The following is an 18,349-nucleotide window of genomic DNA, read 5'->3' on the forward strand; positions in this document are numbered from 1 at the left end:
ACAGCAAGTGCATCGATCATGCTTATTTGTTTTACCGGTAGTCGCAATCACCGCAATCCTTGCGCAGGCAGCAGCATTCTTTATTGAGCCGGCTGCCTCAAAACTGATAATCGCCATATCAGGTCTGACGGGGCTGGCAGCTCTTTCAGGCCTTTTGTTTTATCTGGTTATGGCGGGAAAATCGGTTTCTCATATTACGAAAACACTTAATAGCGGAAAGTCTATCGACCGTAAAGACTTCAAAGCGGGTGCATTGGGTGGACTTGTAAAAGCGGTCTCAGCGTACGTTGAGCAGTTGCAGCAAAGGGCGGATCAGGCAGAACATGATCTTTCGGATATGCAGGTAAGCGTAGGACTGCTCGAAAGACAGAAGAAAAATATCGAGGAGATAATTTACAGCATTCGTGATGCCGTGATCGTTTGCGATGATCGCGACCGGATAGTAATGGCCAATTCTGCCGCGGAAGAGGTACTCGACTTCGATGCAAATGAAAGCGGTATGCGGGCCCTGGACAAGATAGTTGCATGGCCCGAGCTGGTCAAACTCGTACAGACCAGCAGACGCAGTAAACAGAGACACGTTAAGCATGAATTGAGTCTCGAATTACACGGCGAGCCCAAAACATACGACTGCATCATCTCCTGCGTGATCGATGACAACCAGGAGGTTGCAGGCATCGTTGCGGTTATGCATGACATAACGAAGGAGAAGGAAATATCGCAGATGAAGAACGACTTCGTCAGCCATGTCTCGCACGAGCTCAAAACGCCTTTGGCTTCTATAAATGCCTACGCGGAAATGCTCGTGGACGGTGAAGCGGACGATCAGGAAACCATAACCCAGTTTTGCACTATCATTCAGAGCCAGGCGGACAGACTCAACCGGTTGATCGAGGAGATCCTTAACATTTCAAGGATCGAGTCCGGACTGATAAAGGTGGATAAAGAAGACGTCAGCCTGACTATGCTCGTACAGGAAGCGGCGAAAATGATCAAGAGCTACGCAGGCGAAAAGAGCATCGGCATCGATATGCCTGCTCCGATAATATACGATCAGGTCAACGCAGACAAAGATATGATGTCGCAGGTGATAATAAATTACCTGAGTAACGCCGTCAAATACACACCTGCAGGCGGCGAAGTAAGCGTTCAAAGCCAGGTAGATGAAGCTGACGGGTTTGTCAGGGTCACAGTGACCGATAACGGCGTGGGCATCCCCCCGGAAGATGTCGATCATGTGTTCGATAAGTTCTACAGGGTCGAATCCAACAAGAAATACGCCAAGGGTACCGGTTTGGGGCTTAATCTGGTCAAACAAATAGTCGAAAAGGTTCATGGTGGACGAGTTTTCGTCACCAGTGAAGTCGGCAAGGGCAGCACATTCGGTTTCGAAGTGCCTTTGGCTGCCAAAGCGGCCCTGTCGCCAAAATAGTCATGAAGCACTAATAATTGTTTAGTGAGTGCGGAGATTACAATGGATAAGAAAAAAGCTCTCGTTGTTGATGATGAGATCCATATCGTTCAAGTCGTAGCCATAAAGCTGCGAAATAACGGATTCGAGGTTATGACTGCTGATAACGGGCAGAAGGCTTTGGATGTCGCTAAAGATTTTCAGCCTGATATCGTCGTCACCGATTATCAGATGCCCTTCATGGATGGCGTCGAACTGATCGAATCATTAAGGCAGAACGAGGATACGAAGCAAACGCCCGTTATCATGCTGACGGCCAGGGGATTTGCGATCGAAGATGAAAGACGTGAAAAGCTCCAGATATCCGATTTCCTCAGCAAGCCCTTCAGTCCCAGACAGCTTCTGGCAAGTGTCGAGCAGGCTCTGGGCGAAACCGTCAAAGCATAACAATTCTGACAACGGGGTTAATTCTTTATGCCTGAGACAATCACAAAAACTCTGGCCGGTTCACAGCTCGAACACCTTACCAAACTCAAGCAGGGTGTCGAGCCCTTAGGCGCGCACGTCGCTTTGTTTGACCAGCACGGAAGTTGTCTGTACTCGTCACAGTGCCGCGATGAAGCGGAGCAAATAGAAAAAATTAAGTATTGTGTCGACAAGACGCTTGAGGTTCAAAGTGATAGAGTGTGCGAATTTACTGAGTATCTGGGAACGCTCAGCAGCAGAGTCAATCTGGACGGCCAGCAAAACGGTGTTCTTATAGTAGATGCACAGGATTATATTGACAGACATAAGCATAAGACTGCAGCATTCTGTCATGAGCATGGCCTTGAGCCCACTCAATGCGAGCAGATCTTCGATATGTGGGACGGCACGAAGATAATACTAGGCGAGATGCTCCGGTCAGCAGCCGAAAGCATGGAAAGTGCTTCCCGTAATGATCAGCAGATCGAAATCGTCAGTACTGAGCTGGCTCAGACGTACGAGGAATTGGTGCTTCTCTACAATATGAGCACCAACATGAAGGTTACCCAGTCAAACGCCACTTATCTGCAGATGGCCTGTGATCAGGTTACGCAGATGGTTGACGTGGAGGGAATAGCCGTATTCATGGAGAAATCGGAAGGATTCACGAAGAGCTTCTGTCTGACTGCGGGCTCGGGCGTGGTAATGATCGACCAGGCACTGGCTGATATTGTCCAGGCCAGGCTGTCCGAAGAATTGAGAAGGGGTCAGGAAGCGCTGCTGGACAGTGATATAGACTCACCGTTCTCATATGACTGGCCCGAGAGCCTGAAGAATATTATTGCTGTCCCGCTGCAGAACAGCGAACGCATGATCGGTTTTATGGTCGCTACCAACATTATAAACAAAAGCGATTTCGACAGCAACGAGGTCAAACTCTTCAATTCCGTTGCAAATCAGTGTGCGGTTTTCATTGACAACGGCAGACTGTTCGGCGACCTCAAGGAGCTCTTCATGGGAGCCCTGAAGGCACTGACGAATAGTATCGATGCGAAGGATCAGTACACCCGAGGCCATTCGGAAAGGGTCGCATTCATTTCCCGTTGGATCGCGGAGAGGCTGACTGAGAAAAAAGGTCTTAGCCAGGCTGAGATCGACAAGATATATCTGGCTGGCCTGCTCCATGACATCGGTAAAATTGGTATCGATGAAAAGGTGCTTCGTAAGAACAAGGCCCTGACTGATTCAGAGAGGGGCCAGATCATGTCGCATCCTCGGATCGGCTCGATGATACTGGCAGACATTAAGCAGATGAAGGACATTGTCCAGGGCGTTCTCTGCCATCACGAACGATATGACGGAAAAGGCTACCCCGAGGGCCTGGCCGGTGAAAACGTACCGCTCATGGGGCGCATAATCAGCGTTGCGGACAGCTTCGATGCAATGACCTCCAAACGTGTATACCGCGATGCGATGGGGCTTGAAAAGGCATTATCCGAGATCGAAAAGGGCAGCGGCACTCAGTTCGACGCGGACGTTGTAGAAGCATTCATAAATAGCGACATAAGACAATTGTGGCGAGTCATTCAGGACGGCTACCAGGACGGATTTATCGAGGCCTGGGATTATGACAGCTTCCTTGAGTATGGTACTCGTGCGGTAGGAACATTGCTGCGATGAAGATACAAAGACAGGACTATGACGAAGTAAGCGTTATCGACCTGCAGGGTGAATTTGTAAGTGATTATATAAAACCCTTTCAGGATACCGTCAGCAGTGCGCTGGCAGACGGCTCGGCAGGAATTGTGCTCGATCTGTCAAGTATCACCTTCATCGACAGTCACTGCCTTGAACAGTTGCTTTGGCTCAGGGACTATTGCCTGGAAAATCAGAGCCAGCTCAAGATAGCCGGCCTGGACGAAACCTGCGCGAAGATACTCGAAATAACTCGGCTCGATGCCGAATTTGATTCTTACGATGAGGTCAGCAGAGCGGTCAAAAGCTTTGTCTGAATAATCTCAAAATGTCTGATATCTGTACTACAAATAAGTTCCAGATAGGTCAGGTTCTTCTCGAAAGGGGACTTATCTCCGACGAGCAGATAGCCGAGGCGCTTTCGGTGCAAAAGGCCGAAGGGCATCGAAAACTTCTCGGCGAGATCCTCGTCGAACTTAATTTCTGCACGGAGAACCAGATATCCTCGGCTCTCGCTGAGGCGTATGGAGTTCCCTATGCGCAGGTCACTCCGAAACTTTGCGACCCTGCCGTAGTTGAAACACTTCCTCGTGATTTCTGCGAGGAGCATGTCGTACTGCCCCTTTTCAGGGTTTACGATGTCCTGACCGTTGCCGTCAGCGAGCCGTCCAATGTATTCATGCTCGATGAGATCGAACGGATCAGCGGCTGCAAGGTCCAGATGGTCTGCGGCACAGCCAAGGACATTCACGCGACGCTGCAGACTTATATGCCCGCTGCGAATGTCTTCGTGATCGACGATATCATCGAAGATCAGACGCTTGAGGACTTTTCCCTAATCGAAACGATGGCCGAGGACATCAGTAACCTCGAAGAGGTTGCCGGTCAGTCGCCCGTCGTCAAGCTGGTGAATTATCTGATCTATTCAGCCGTTCAGGAAAATGCGAGCGATATCCATATCGAGCCTGACGACAAGCGTTTGCGCGTTAGATACCGCGTTGACGGCCGGCTGTACGAAAAGATGAGTCCGCCTTATCAGATGCACCCCGCGGTCGTCTCGCGTATTAAGATCATGGCAGAACTCGATATTGCGCAAAGACGTTTACCGCAGGACGGAAGCATTCACGTTCTGATGGAAGGGCGTTCAATCGACCTGCGTGTTTCTGTAATGCCCGGCAACTACGGTGAGAAGGTCGTCATACGTATTATCGACGCCCGGAACATGCTCAAGAGCCTTGAATCACTTGGGTTCAGTTACAACAATCTCGAACTGTTCCGTGAGCAGATCAATTCGCCCAACGGTATAGTACTCGTGACAGGCCCCACCGGTTCGGGTAAGAACACCACTCTCTACGCGGCCCTAAGCGAGATCAACGGTGAGGACGTCAATATCTGCACAGTCGAGGACCCGGTCGAGTGTAATATCTCCGGGATCAATCAGTTCCCTGTAACCGAGATGGCCGGCTTCAATTTCTCCAGTGCACTCCGAAGCCTGCTCAGACAGGACCCCGACGTTATCATGGTGGGTGAGATTCGCGACAAGGAAACGGCAAAGATCGCGGTGCAGGCAGCACTGACAGGGCACCTCGTTCTTTCCACTTTGCACACTAATGATTCACCCGGTGCGGTTACGCGGCTCATTGACTTGGGTGTGCCCCCTTATTTGGTCAGTGCTTCTCTGATTGCTGTACTCGCTCAGCGTCTTGTGCGTAAGATATGTCCGGACTGCAAGGAAGAATACGATGCACCTTCGAACATAAGAAAGGTACTCGACCGCTGGGGCGTTGAGGACCAGCGTTTCTATCGCGGCGTCGGTTGCAGAAAGTGTCGCAATACCGGTTATGTCGGAAGAATCGCGGTTCATGAGCTGTTTGCACCAAAGGCCGAAATACTTGACAGAGTGACCCAGGGCATAACGCTTAAAGAATTGCGAAAGCTTGCCGTTGAGCAGGGCATGGTCCCTCTGCACCTGGACGGTGTCGAAAAGGTCAAAGCCGGCATAACGACCATTGATGAAATTTTGAGAGTTACAAACTATTCTGAGTGATAACGATGAATCCCGGTACGCTTGCAATAAAACATGCGACGATATCTAAAAAGGCTGAAGTTTCGCCCATCAAGGTAAAGCAGTCTGACCTGATATTGTTCACTACGCAGCTCTCAGTTATGCTCGACAGCGGCGTAGTGCTCAGCGATGCGCTTGAGGCTATAAGTGTGCAGGTTGGCCCCGGTGCGTTTCAGGATATGATCGAGGATATTGCAGAACGCATAAAAAATGGTGAATGCCTTTCAAATGCGCTCGCATGCTACCCCAGAACTTTTAATGCCATGTTCATCAGCATGGTAAAAGCATCCGAAGCGTCCGGCAATATGTCGCACATGCTCGAGGTCCTCAGCGGCTATCTCAGCTCCGATGCACAGACTCGCAAACAAGTCAAGGGCGCGATGATATATCCGTTTGTAATGCTCCTGACCGCCGTCGCCGCAACCGGCTCTCTGATGTTTTTCGTCCTTCCAAGGTTCACCAAAATTTACGCAGCCAAAGGCGCCGCACTTCCCGGCATGACGCAGGCTCTGGTCAACTTCAGCAAGTTCATGGGCAATACAACCGTAATGGCCGCGACAACAACTCTCATAATTTGTGCTGCGATATTTATTCACTACTGGAAACAGACGGTCAATGGACAGAAAACCCTGGACTGGATTAAGGTACACACACCTATCTTCGGGCCGATGTTTGTCGATCTTATAGTTACGCGAAGCATGCGAATTCTCGCTACGATGGTCAATACAGGCGTCAGCCTGCTCGATTCTCTTGAAGTGATGCAGATGTCGTGCGGCAACTACTATTTCCGCAGGCTCTGGCAGGCCACGGACAGTAAGATTCGCGATGGTTACCAGCTCAGTGAAGCGATTACGGTTGCTCCTAATAGTGACCTTATCGCGCCTGGTATATTGCAGATGCTCAAGGCCGGCGAAAAGAGCGGCAAGATCGGAAGCGTCTGCGAAAAGGTGTCCATCTTCTACGAAAAAAAGTTGCAGAACTCTATAAAAACTGCGACTGCACTCATAGAGCCGGTCATGATCCTCGTCATGGGCGGGATCATCGGCACCATCGCTATCGCTTTGCTGCTGCCTGTCTTCCGCATATCAAGTGTGATGGCCCATTAGACGCCACTTCCAGTCCGGTTTGGACCGATTCTGGTCATCTGATTCGAAGCATGATCGACTTGCATTAAGCTCCCCATTTGGTACAATAAGCACTTATCGTGTATCAGTGCATGCCTGTACTACGGTGTTCTGACATGTGGGCGTTGCGGTTTAACCACTTTTACCAATATTCAGCGGGAGATATTTGTTTTGGCAAAGCAGGGTAGAATAAACGGCAAAGAAAAAATAAGGATCGGGGTCGTCGGTTGCGGAGGTCGTGGGTGGTATGATTCGGACCGAAGTCTGAAAAGTGACCCCAACGTCGAAATATACGCTATGGCTGATCTGTTCCAGGACAAGCTGGATCATACGTTAAAAGGATTGAAGAATCAGTATGGCGACCGTATCAATGTCGCTAAGAACCGCCAATTCGTCGGCTTTGATGCATATAAGCAGCTCCTGGAGTGTGATCTCGACCTGGTTATATTGACGACCCCGCCGTCATTCAGACCCGAGCATCTGCGGGCAGCAGTGGAGGCGGGCAAACACGTATTCATGGAAAAACCCGTTGCAGTAGACCCCGTGGGTGTCCGTTCGGTCATCGAATCGTCGGAACTCGCTGACAAGAAGGGCCTGACAATCATGGCCGGCACTCAGGCCCGTCAGATGAGCCACAGGGTCGAACTAATGAAGCGGATTCACGACGGCCAGATAGGTGATATCGTTACCGGCCAGTGCTTCCGGGTTGGCGGTGCAATGCGGGGATGGGGCGTGGAAGAACGCAAGGCCGACTGGTCCGACATGGAGTGGCAGATACGCAGATGGCTGTTCAATACCTGGCTCAGCGGTGATTTTATCTGCGAAATGCACATCCACGAACTGGACATCGTTAACTGGGCAATGGGAGGGCCTCCCGTCAAATGTATGGCCATGGGCGGCCGTGAGGCACGCACGGATGAACTTTACGGAAATATCTTCGATCATTTCAGTGTGGAATATGAATATGAAAACGGCGTCCGCATTTTTTATGCCGGAAGCCAGATAGATGGCGCAACGGTCCGAACCAACGAGCGTATTGTCGGTACTAAGGGTATTGCATACACCGACTGGGCTAGAAGCTATATTGAAGGCGAGAATCCTTTTAAATACGACGGACCCAACCCTGACCCATGTATAAGTCAGCATAATCTCCAGTTTCAGGCTATGCGAAATGGCGAAAAACTCAACCAGGGCGTTCGGGTGGCCCATAGCACCCTTACCGCGATTATGGGCAGAATGAGTGCGTATACCGGCAAGGAGTTGTCATGGAAATGGGTTTTGAACGCTTCAAAGCTCGATTTGAGCCCTGATAAATACGAGTTTGGAGATATGCCCAAACCCGAAATAGCAGTTCCCGGAGAAACGCCTTTAGTGTAGAAGCCACATCGCACGTTGGGTTTTATTGGATTCAGAGGGTAGATGTAACCGATGAAATGTGCGAAGAAGATGGAACTTTGTGCTGTTTTGTTGCGTAACCTTCACATAAATACGCAAAAAAAGAATTGCAAAGTTGCTCAATTCCTATATAATCGCGCAACTGTGTAGTGTATTATCGGTTTATAATGTATTTAAGATTTTATTTGGCGATATGACGCCGGGATTTGTTTAGAGGTAATTCAGAGAAATGTTAGCAAAGGAAAAGAAGACACAGATCATTGATGATTACAAGACAGGCGACAACGATACTGGATCTCCTGAGGTTCAGATCGCAATTCTAACAAGTCGGATCAATGAACTGACAGAACATCTCAAAAAGCACAAAAAAGACCACTCGTCCCGCCGTGGCCTTTTGAAGATGGTAGGTACAAGATCATCGCTGCTCAAATACGTTAAGAGCCAGGATCTTGACCGCTACAAAGAAATAATCTCCAAGCTCGGCCTGCGTAAGTAACGCGGCCGGCTCGCAGAGCAGCTACCCCTTTATACGGGCCTTTGAGGTAGTTTGGATTTATTAGCATTGATATGGGCCTGAGTTGAAAGAAGGAAGAATAAATTAGATATGTTTGATGTTCATAGAGTAGAGAGAGAAATAGGGGGAAAGCTCCTATCAATCGAGACAGGTAAGATCGCAAGACAGGCAGACGGAGCAGTTACGGTTCAGTGCGGCGAGACAGTCATACTGGCCGCAGCAACAAGCTCCAAGGCCCGAGAGGATATTGATTATTTTCCGTTAAGCGTTGATTATCGCGAAAAACTAAGTGCTGCCGGCAAGTTCCCAGGCGGTTTCATGAAGCGCGAAGGACGCCCGAGCCAGAAGGAAATCCTGACCGCGAGAACGGTGGATCGTCCGATCCGCCCGCTTTTCCCTGATGAATACAATGACGAAGTCCAGATCATGATCTCGGTACTCAGTGCCGATCAGGAGAATGACCCGGATATTCTGGCGATGATCGGTGCCAGCGCGGCCCTTTCCATCAGCAAGATCCCGTTCATGGGCCCGCTCGGTGCATGCAGGCTGAGCATCGTCGAAGGCAATCATGTCATCAATCCAACACATGAAGAGCGTGAACGCAGTACGTTCAATCTGATCCTGGGCGGCAGGAGCGATGCCATCAACATGATCGAGGTTGATGCAAAGCAGACTCCTGATGATACTGTTGCTGATGCTATCGAAGAAGCGCACAAAAGCGTTAAAGCGACCTGCGAGCTGATCGAAGAGCTCGTTGCGAAGGTTAATCCGGAAAAGATTGTCGTCGAGCCGCTCAATACAGAAGACATTGAGGCTGAGCTTAAAGATAAGGTCTGGAACGATTTCAGAGAAGCTTATCAGATCGTGTCTAAGGGCGATCGGTCAGCAAAGCTCAAAGAGATCCAGGATGCAGTAAAAGAAGAGTACCTCAAGCCCGAAGACGGCTCTGAGCCCAAATACGAAGCAAAGGCGTTCACCAAGGCCCTCGGAAACGTAGAGAAGAATGTTGTCCGCGAATTGCTGCTTGAAGGCAAGCGTCCGGATGGCAGAGGATACGATGACGTCAGACCGATCGAGTGTGAAGTCGGCTTGCTGCCGCGTGCACACGGTTCGGCACTGTTTACTCGCGGCGAGACTCAGGCGCTGGTTTCCGTAACGCTCGGCACAACCCGTGACGTTCAGACCGTCGACGGCCTGCTCGAAGAATACGGCCAGAGCTTCATGCTCCACTATAATTTCCCGCCTTACTCAGTAGGCGAGTGCAGGCCTATAAGGGGCCCAGGCAGGCGTGAGATCGGCCACGGCGTATTGGCTGAAAAGGCGCTGGAGCAGGTCCGACCCTCTGAAAAGGACTTCCCCTACACCATCAAGATCGTTTCGGACATAACGGAATCGAACGGTTCCAGCTCGCAGGCTTCGATCTGCGGCGGTTGTCTGGCTATGCTTGATGCAGGTGTCCCGCTCGCCAAGCCCGTTGCCGGTATCTCTATCGGAATGATCAGCGACGGAGGCCGATATGAACTCTTGACAGACATTCTCGGCGACGAGGACCACTTCGGCGACATGGATTTCAAAATTGCCGGTACCGATGAGGGCATAACAGCGATACAGCTCGATATTAAGGCCGAGGGACTGCCTTTCGACCAGATGCGTGCTGCGATCAAAAAGGCCAGGACCGCAAGGATGAAAATCCTGGACAGCATGTCCAAGGCTATCGAAAAGCCGCATGAACTTAGTGAATACGCTCCAAGGATCGTCAAGATCAACATCGATCCTGACAGCATCGGCAAGATCATTGGCCCTGGCGGCAAAACCATCAGGAACATCCAGGAAGAAACCAACAGCACGATCAATATCGAAGAAGACGGTGAAGTTACGATCAGTTCTGTCGGCGGCGACGGCCATATGCTTGCCAAAGAGATCATTGAAGCTATGACTACGCCACCAGTAGTCGGTAAGATATACAAAAATTCCAAGGTTGTTTCGGTTAAAGACTTTGGAGTTTTCGTTGAAATATGTCCAGGCGTTGAAGGTCTGTGCCATATAAGTGAGCTTGCGGAGGGCTTTGTTAAGAATGTTGAGGACATATGCAAAGAGGGAGATGTTATCCCGGTGAAGTTGCTTCTGATTGATGATCAGGGACGCTTCAAACTGTCTCGCAAGGCAGCTTTGGCTGACATGGAAAAAAGCGAAGAATAGATACAGAGCCGACTTTCCACTAGGAGAGTCGGCCTTTTTTTATTCAGCCATGAAGGGAGGCATATCCTCAGCGGCAGATCGCCAGTTGCATATGCAGATTTGCTAATTTGTGAGGATAATGAAGTTTGAGGGAGGCGCTCTATGGCGAAGGGTAAAGTTAAATGGTTTGACCCGAAAAAAGGGTACGGGTTTGTTCTGAACGACGAGGGGGAGGACGTCTTCGTGCATTACACCAGCATCATCGGCGATGGTTTCCGGTGTCTGCGCAATGGGCAAACAGTAGAGTATGATGAGATCGAGTCGGACAAGGGCCTGCAGGGAAGACAGGTTCGGATCGATGAACTTAAGCAGGCTATGTCTGAGCGGTCCGTTCCCGAGCCCGAGTTCGAGGAATAATCTGCACGGGTTTACTACAGTCCAGCTAATAATATTCAGACGGGGGAATGCGGGTTATATGCAGCCATGCTGCTATCTTCCGCATTAAGTGTTGGTGTGCATGCGTCCAATGGTTGTCTGATCAGTGTCGCAATGGTACCGGCTTGTACTTTGAACCGGGCTTAGATCGGGTAATTCATGTTGAAAAGGGGGGCTGGGGGATTTTTAACCCTGACGGTTTCAAACATCGCTGCATTGATACTATAATCGCATTTAACGCCATCTCTCACGATACCGGCGGCTTCGAGAGTCTTGCAATCTCATCTCAGAAACAGTGGGATGTTCTTGGCAAGATCAAGGATTTTTATTATACTGCCTCATTCTGAAGTAGTAATATCTATGGGTATCAGTTCCGGTTAGTCGCACGCCGGGCTTCAAGATTGCAGGAAAGCAACTGGAATATGAACAAGACCAAAGGCAAAGTTCTCATCGTAGATGATGACAAGGACCACGCTGATCTTCTGGTAGAATCTCTACAGAAGCAGTGTTCCAACGCCATCGCTGCGTATACCGCCGCCAGCGCCAAGTCAGCGATCGATCGCGATGGAATTGACGTGGTGATAGTCGATTACGATCTCAGGTCCGACACTGACGGCCTGGACATATTACAGTACGCCAAGCAGGCCAAATCTTCCACCAAAGTTATTTTAATTGCCGACCAGAACAACACAGTTGCCTGCGAACAGGCTATCCGCATGGGCGCTTATGAGGCCTTGACCAAGCCCGTTGACGTCGACAGCCTCCGACTGATGGTCAGCAAGATCCTGCCCACCAGGGGCGACGGCAAAGCTGTCGAGGACTTCGAATTCCCTGGTGTGATCAGCAGAAGTCATTACATGCAGGGCATCTATAAGGTGCTGCGGAGGGTTGCTCCGACTAACATCAGTGTGCTCATCGAGGGCGAGTCGGGTACAGGAAAAGAACTCCTCGCCCGTGCGATCCACGAAAATTCCGACCGGCGTGACAATGCGTTCAAGCCCATCAATTGCGCCGGCCTTACCGAGAGTCTGCTCGAAAGCGAACTGTTCGGCCACGCCAAAGGCGCCTTCACCGGCGCGACCGCTGACCGCAAAGGCATACTGGAGCAGGCCGACAAGGGTACGCTCTTTCTAGACGAAATAGGCGATATGCCTTTATCGATGCAGGCCAAACTCCTTCGTGTCCTTGAAGACGGCATCGTCGTCCCCGTCGGCGCGACAAAAGCCGTTGTGGTGGACGTTCGTGTAGTCGCCGCAACCAATCACGATCTCGCAAAGCTCGTCGAAGAAAAGAAATTCAGGCAGGATCTGTATTTCCGCATCAAGGGCGTCAGCCTGACGATACCCCCTTTACGAAAGCGCGCCGAGGACATTCCGGAACTGTTCGGTTTTTTCCTGCGTCAGGCCTGCGAAGAGCTCGGCCGTGACATTCATCGGATCACCGAGTCAGCCATGAGCATATTGCAAAGCTACCACTGGCCGGGCAATATTCGTCAGCTTCGGCACGTCATTCGCACTATGGTTGTAATGTGTGATGGCGACACGCTCGACGTCGGCGACATCCCGCCCGATGTTCATCTGGTCAAAAGGCTCTCAGGCCGGGTCGAAGGTCAGCCCGATATGAGCCAGGACTTCGTCGCCCAGTTCACCGGCAGATCCCTTGAAGAAGTGGAGCGGGAGCACATCAGACGAACGCTCGATTATACTAACGGCAACAGGGCCGAAGCGGCCAAGATACTGAAGATCGGCGAACGGACCCTCTATCGCAAGATCAAGGAATACGACCTGTAAAAAAGGCCGCAAGCTGCAAAGCTCACGGCCCATAGGATTTTAGAGCGTCTAAATTCTTACTTCGCCAGAATCGAATCGATCTTTTTCAGCTCGTCGTCTGTAAGTTCCAGATTGTCAAGCGTCTTAACATTCTCCTCGATCTGCTCTACGCGGCTTGCGCCGATCAATACAGAAGTCATTCGCCTGTCCTTGAGCACCCAGGCCAAAGCTAGCTGCGCCAGACTCTGTCCTCGACCGGCTGCCAGATCATTCAGTTCTCTCATCTTGCCGATCAACTCATCGGTAACTGTCTCTTCCTTTAAAAAGCCCCAAGGCTTAGAAGCCCGTGAATCTTCCGGAATGCCGTCAAGATATTTCTTTGTCAACAGTCCCTGTGCCAACGGACAAAAAGCGATTCCGCCGATTCCTTCATCTTCCAGAACATCCAGCAGGCCATCTTCGACCCACCTGTCGAGAATAGAGTATCGAGGCTGATGTATCAGGCAGGGCGTGCCGAGATCTTTCAATATAGCTGCAGATCTTTTAGTCTGCTCGGCGGAATAATTGGAAAGTCCAACATAAAGAGCCTTACCCTGTTGAACCGCGGTTGCCAGTGCGCCCATCGTCTCTTCCAGAGGCGTGTCCGGATCGGGCCGATGGCTGTAGAAGATATCCACGTAATCGAGTCCCATACGTCCAAGCGACTGATCGAGACTGGCAAGTACATACTTGCGGCTGCCCCATTCGCCGTACGGGCCCGGCCACATGTAATAGCCCGCTTTCGTCGATATCACCATCTCATCGCGGTAAGCAGCCATATCCTGAGCTAGTACCTTGCCGAAAGTCTCTTCCGCTGAACCGGCAGGGGGACCGTAATTGTTCGCCAGGTCAAAATGTGTGATCCCCAGATCGAACGCACGGTGGATCATTTCCCGGCTGTTCTCAAGCGTATCAACCCCGCCGAAATTGTGCCACAACCCTAACGAAACAGCCGGCAGCTTGAGCCCGCTCCGGCCGCAGCGATTATATTTCATATTTTCGTAGCGTGCTTCAGTAGGTGTATAAGCCATTCTTAAGCTCCATTCAACTAAACGCCTAGTTCTTCTTTTACTGCCGCGAACTGCTTGACCGCATAGTCAAGATCCTCTCTGCTGTGAGCCGCGGATATCTGGCACCGGATACGTGCCTGACCCTTGGGAACCACCGGATAGAAGAAGCCTATAACATAAATACCCTTTTCCAGAAGCTTCTCAGCCATCTTCTGCGCAACTACAGCATCACCGAGCATGATAGGCACGATTGGATGCTCGCCCGCAATGATGTCGAAGCCCAGACTGCTCATCTGCGAGCGGAAATAGTTCGTATTCTCCCACAGCTTGTCGCGCAGATCTGTATTGCGTGAAAGCAGTTCGAGGACCTTTATCGAAGCTGAAGCGATCGTCGGCGAAAGTGTGTTCGAGAACAAATAAGGCCGGCTTCTCTGGCGAAGCATTTCCACGATTTCCTTACGTGCCGAGGTATACCCGCCGCTTGCTCCGCCCAGAGCCTTGCCGAGTGTGCCGGTAATGATGTCCACCCTGTCCATTACGCCGCAGTACTCGTGTGTGCCGCGACCCTTTTCGCCCATAAAGCCAACCGCATGCGAATCGTCGACCATCACGAGTGCGTCATATTTCTCAGCGAGATCACATATCTTGTCCAGCTTGGCAATTGTTCCGTCCATCGAGAACACGCCGTCTGTGGCGATCAGGCGGAAACGTGCGGACTGAGCCTGCTTTAGCTGTTCTTCAAGATCAGCCATGTCGCAGGTCTTGTAACGGTATCGCTGAGCCTTGCAGAGTCGAATGCCGTCGATGATGCTAGCGTGGTTCAACTGATCGCTGATAACCGCATCCTCGGCTGTGAGCAGCGTCTCGAAAAGACCGCCATTGGCATCGAAGCACGAACTGTAAAGGATCGTGTCCTCGGTCCCGAGAAACTCGGTTAGCTTTGCCTCCAGGTCCTTATGAACAGCCTGCGTACCGCATATAAAGCGAACAGAGCTGAGCCCAAAGCCCCATTTGTCAAAACTTTCGCGAGCAGCTTCGATTACCTCAGGGTTGTCCGCCAGCCCGAGATAATTATTCGCACAAAAATTGAGTACCTTCTGTCCGCTCTTGACCTCGATCGAGGCGTCCTGCGGGCTGGTTATGATACGTTCGGACTTGTATAGCCCGGATTCTTTTATCTTCTGTAGTTCGCTGTTTAGATGATCTTTCATTGCGCCAAACATCTTCACTCCTTCCATATGCATAAAGCGGTTCTTTGTTAGCTTGTCCAGTCCAGCACTACCTTGCCCGATTTGCCGGACTTCATCGCTTCGAATCCTTTTTCGAATTCGGTATAGTGGTAACGATGCGTGATGATCGGTGTTATGTCAAGGCCCGACTGTATGAGCGTGGTCATTTTGTACCATGTCTCATACATGCGTCGGCCGTAGATGCCTTTTATTGTCAGACCGTTGAATACGACAGCATCCCAGTCGATAGACGTCTCCGGCAGTATGCCCAGCAAAGCTATCTTACCGCCGTGAGCCATATTGTGGATCATGTCATTGAAAGCGGTCGGATTGCCCGACATCTCGAATCCCACATCAAAGCCTTCTGTCATTGCCAGTGCCTTGATCGCGTCTTCGATCTTCTCACTGCGTACGTCAACCGTATGATCCGCGCCCATCGCCTTCGCCATTTCGAGACGGTGAGGATTGACATCGGTCACTACCACATAGCGGGCACCTGCTTTTTTGGCGATCGCTACACTCATTATTCCGATAGGACCTGCCCCCGTAATGAGCACATCCTCACCTACCAGATCATATTCCAGGGCGGTATGGGTCGCATTGCCCAGCGGATCGAAACATGACAGAACATCGGTCGGGATATTCGGATCACACAGCCATACGTTGGTGACAGGTATGGCCAGGTACTCCGCATATGCACCCGTACGATTCACGCCGACGCCCTTAGTGTCCTTGCACAGATGACGCCTGCCCGCAAGACAGTTTCTGCATCGGCCGCAGACGATATGCCCTTCGCCGCTGACCAGATCGCCTTTTTTCAGATCATGAACATTGGAGCCCATATCGACGATTCGGCCGACAAATTCGTGACCGACCGTCATCGGTGTTTTGATCGTCTTCTGGGCCCATTCGTCCCAGTTATAGATATGGACGTCGGTACCGCAAATCGCAGTTTTTTCGATCTTGATCAGAACGTCGTTGATGCCAATCTCCGGTTCGGGAACATCATCGAGCCACAGACCCGGTTCAGGATACTTCTTTACTAGGGCTTTCATTATTTTCGAGACTCCAATGTCAAAAGGGCGATTATCGGCATAAACGGCCGCTCTCTCTGCTGCTATTTCTTCCTGGCAGCCCGCCGGCGGTCCGCTTCCTTGAGCAATCTTTTGCGTATTCTAATGGATTTGGGACAGATTTCAACAAGTTCATCGTCCTGAATATATTCCAGCGTAGCTTCCAGGCTCATAACGCGCGGAGGCTTGACTCGGCTTGCATCATCTTTGCTCGATGCACGGACATTTGTGAGCTGTTTTGTTTTGGTAACATTTACCAGGCAGTCATCATCCTTACAGTGTTCACCGACTACTTGACCTCCGTAGACCTGGTCACCTGGCTTCACGAAGAAAACGCCTCTTTCAAAAAGCGAATCCAGCGCATACGCGGTTACGGGCCCAGTATCAGTTGCTATCATCACCCCCGCCTGTCTCTGCGGGATGGAACCCCGCATAGGGCCGTAACGTTCGAACGTGTGATGCATGATCGCTCTGCCCTGAGTTGCGGTTAGAAGTCTGGCATGCAGCCCGAACAGTCCTCTCGCCGGAATAAGGAATTCCATATGAACGAAATCACTCGCACCGCTTTTCGATTCCATATTGAGCATTTCACTGCGGCGGTCACCAAGAAGACTCATCACGGAGTTCTGGCAATCCATCGGGCAGTCAATGGTCAGCAGCTCCAGCGGTTCCTGCTTGATGCCCTCCCTTTCGCGGAAAATCACGTTGGGCTTGCCCACGCAAATCTCGTAACCTTCACGCCGCATATTCTCCAGCAGAATGCCCAGGTGCATCAGCCCTCGCCCCGATACCATAAACTCCTCACCGGTCTGCCCCGGCTCTACTCGCAGAGCCACATTCGTCTGCAGCTCCTTGTCAAGGCGTTCCTTAATCTGGCGACTGGTAACATATTTGCCTTCTTTGCCGGCAAATGGACCGTCATTGACACGGAAGGTCATGTTCATGGTAGGTTCGTCGACAGATATGATCGGCAGGGCACTAGGTTCGTCCGGACATGCTATCGTGTTGCCGATGTCCACCGGATCCAGCCCCGCAACTGCACAAATATCGCCCGCTTCAGCGAAATCACAGGTTTTCTTGCCAAGACCGTGGAACTGATAGAGCTGAACGACTTTCTGACGGGTGTGCACGCCTTCCTTGTCGATGACGGTAAGTGCCTGCCCCCGGTTAATGCGTCCCGCGAAAACCTTCCCGATAGCTATCTTGCCCACATATTCGCTGTAGTCCAGTGTGGTCACCAGCATCTGCAGTGGTGCATCGTCCTGGGCTTTAGGGTGCGGTACATTGTTAATGATGCAGTCATAAACCGGCTTCATATTGTCGTTGCCGTCATGCATATCCGTCCTTGCCCACCCCTCTTTTGCCGATGCGAATATGATCGGAAAATCCAAAGCATCGTCGTGCGCATCGAGCGATACCAGCAGGTCAAATACCTCATTGACCACATCATCAGGCCTCGCATCGGGTCTGTCAGCCTTGTTGACGATCAGTATGGGCTGCAAATCGTGCTGCAGGGCTTTCTGTACAACGAAACGCGTCTGTGGCATGGGCCCTTCAAACGCATCCACGACCAACAGTACACCGTCCGCCATCTTGAGCACACGTTCGACTTCACCGCCGAAGTCGGCGTGCCCAGGTGTGTCCACGATATTTATCTTGTATTCGTTGCTGTCGGTATCCGTGTAATCGATAGCGCAGTTCTTGCTGAGTATTGTAATACCCCGTTCGCGTTCAAGAGGATTCGAATCCATGACCAGCCCGTGCTGCCCGCCTGCGAGCTTGTCAAGCTCGGAGTCTCTGAACATGCCGGATTGATACAATAGTTGGTCGACAAGCGAAGTCTTGCCGTGGTCAACGTGCGCGATAATCGCTACGTTGCGAAGTTTTTGAATGGACATGTGCTTTATGCTGCCTTTCGGGAAAAATGTATTGATGAAAATAGATACG

General features: G+C 51.0%; 14 protein-coding genes and 1 pseudogene. 11 read left to right on the top strand and 4 right to left on the bottom strand.

Annotation, left to right across the window (positions count from 1 at the left end; all coding sequences use genetic code 11):
- Nucleotides 1-7 precede the first annotated feature (7 nt).
- The 11 genes and pseudogenes from STSP2_RS10020 (at nt 8) to STSP2_RS10070 (ending at nt 13,072) form a co-directional block, all read left to right on the top strand.
- The gene (locus STSP2_RS10020) at nt 8-1,432 is read left to right on the top strand and encodes a sensor histidine kinase (RefSeq protein ID WP_146662288.1); all 1,425 of its coding nucleotides are present in this window, start codon (nt 8-10) and stop codon (nt 1,430-1,432) included.
- 42 nt (nt 1,433-1,474) lie between these two features.
- Entirely contained in the window at nt 1,475-1,858 is a 384-nt protein-coding gene (locus tag STSP2_RS10025) for a response regulator (protein WP_146662290.1), read from the top strand.
- A 27-nt stretch (nt 1,859-1,885) separates the two neighbouring features.
- Complete coding sequence (locus tag STSP2_RS10030) at nt 1,886-3,556, top strand: HD-GYP domain-containing protein (protein ID WP_146662292.1); 1,671 nt, start codon at nt 1,886-1,888, stop codon at nt 3,554-3,556.
- Nucleotides 3,553-3,888, top strand: a complete 336-nt coding sequence (locus STSP2_RS10035; RefSeq protein ID WP_146662294.1) for an STAS domain-containing protein — start codon at nt 3,553-3,555, stop codon at nt 3,886-3,888. Before STSP2_RS10030 ends, STSP2_RS10035 begins: the two co-directional genes overlap by 4 nt.
- Nucleotides 3,889-3,899: 11 nt before the next feature.
- Nucleotides 3,900-5,618, top strand: coding sequence for a GspE/PulE family protein (locus STSP2_RS10040; protein ID WP_146662296.1), 1,719 nt, complete (start codon nt 3,900-3,902; stop codon nt 5,616-5,618).
- Nucleotides 5,619-5,623: 5 nt separating this feature from the next.
- Complete coding sequence (locus tag STSP2_RS10045) at nt 5,624-6,742, top strand: type II secretion system F family protein (RefSeq protein ID WP_169853126.1); 1,119 nt, start codon at nt 5,624-5,626, stop codon at nt 6,740-6,742.
- Between the two features lie 189 nt (nt 6,743-6,931).
- Nucleotides 6,932-8,137, top strand: coding sequence for a Gfo/Idh/MocA family protein (locus STSP2_RS10050; RefSeq protein WP_146662299.1), 1,206 nt, complete (start codon nt 6,932-6,934; stop codon nt 8,135-8,137).
- Between the two features lie 247 nt (nt 8,138-8,384).
- Entirely contained in the window at nt 8,385-8,651 is a 267-nt protein-coding gene (gene rpsO / locus STSP2_RS10055; RefSeq protein WP_146662301.1) for a 30S ribosomal protein S15, read from the top strand.
- A 108-nt stretch (nt 8,652-8,759) separates the two neighbouring features.
- Nucleotides 8,760-10,868 (top strand): polyribonucleotide nucleotidyltransferase, encoded by a 2,109-nt coding sequence (pnp, locus tag STSP2_RS10060; RefSeq protein WP_146662303.1) that lies wholly within the window; start codon nt 8,760-8,762, stop codon nt 10,866-10,868.
- 141 nt (nt 10,869-11,009) lie between these two features.
- Nucleotides 11,010-11,204, top strand: a pseudogene (locus STSP2_RS17875) (cold-shock protein); the annotation flags it as partial.
- Nucleotides 11,205-11,704: 500 nt separating this feature from the next.
- A complete protein-coding gene (locus STSP2_RS10070; protein ID WP_146662307.1) occupies nt 11,705-13,072 on the top strand; it encodes a sigma-54-dependent transcriptional regulator in 1,368 nt (455 codons plus the stop codon).
- A gap of 56 nt (nt 13,073-13,128) precedes the next feature.
- Here STSP2_RS10070 and mgrA read toward each other — a convergent pair whose 3' ends face one another.
- The 4 genes from mgrA to typA all read right to left on the bottom strand — a co-directional run bounded on the left by mgrA (nt 13,129) and on the right by typA (nt 18,300).
- The gene (mgrA, locus tag STSP2_RS10075) at nt 13,129-14,121 is read right to left on the bottom strand and encodes an L-glyceraldehyde 3-phosphate reductase (protein WP_146662309.1); all 993 of its coding nucleotides are present in this window, start codon (nt 14,119-14,121) and stop codon (nt 13,129-13,131) included.
- Between the two features lie 17 nt (nt 14,122-14,138).
- Nucleotides 14,139-15,323 carry a glycine C-acetyltransferase gene (gene kbl, locus STSP2_RS10080; protein ID WP_146662311.1) on the bottom strand — a complete coding sequence of 395 codons (1,185 nt, stop codon included), beginning with the start codon at nt 15,321-15,323 and terminating at the stop codon, nt 14,139-14,141.
- 35 nt (nt 15,324-15,358) lie between these two features.
- The gene (gene tdh, locus STSP2_RS10085; RefSeq protein ID WP_146662313.1) at nt 15,359-16,384 is read right to left on the bottom strand and encodes an L-threonine 3-dehydrogenase; all 1,026 of its coding nucleotides are present in this window, start codon (nt 16,382-16,384) and stop codon (nt 15,359-15,361) included.
- A 62-nt stretch (nt 16,385-16,446) separates the two neighbouring features.
- The gene (gene typA, locus STSP2_RS10090; RefSeq protein WP_146662315.1) at nt 16,447-18,300 is read right to left on the bottom strand and encodes a translational GTPase TypA; all 1,854 of its coding nucleotides are present in this window, start codon (nt 18,298-18,300) and stop codon (nt 16,447-16,449) included.
- Nucleotides 18,301-18,349: the final 49 nt, after the last annotated feature.

The organism is Anaerohalosphaera lusitana, from assembly GCF_002007645.1.
In the GTDB taxonomy this organism is placed as follows: domain Bacteria; phylum Planctomycetota; class Phycisphaerae; order Sedimentisphaerales; family Anaerohalosphaeraceae; genus Anaerohalosphaera; species Anaerohalosphaera lusitana.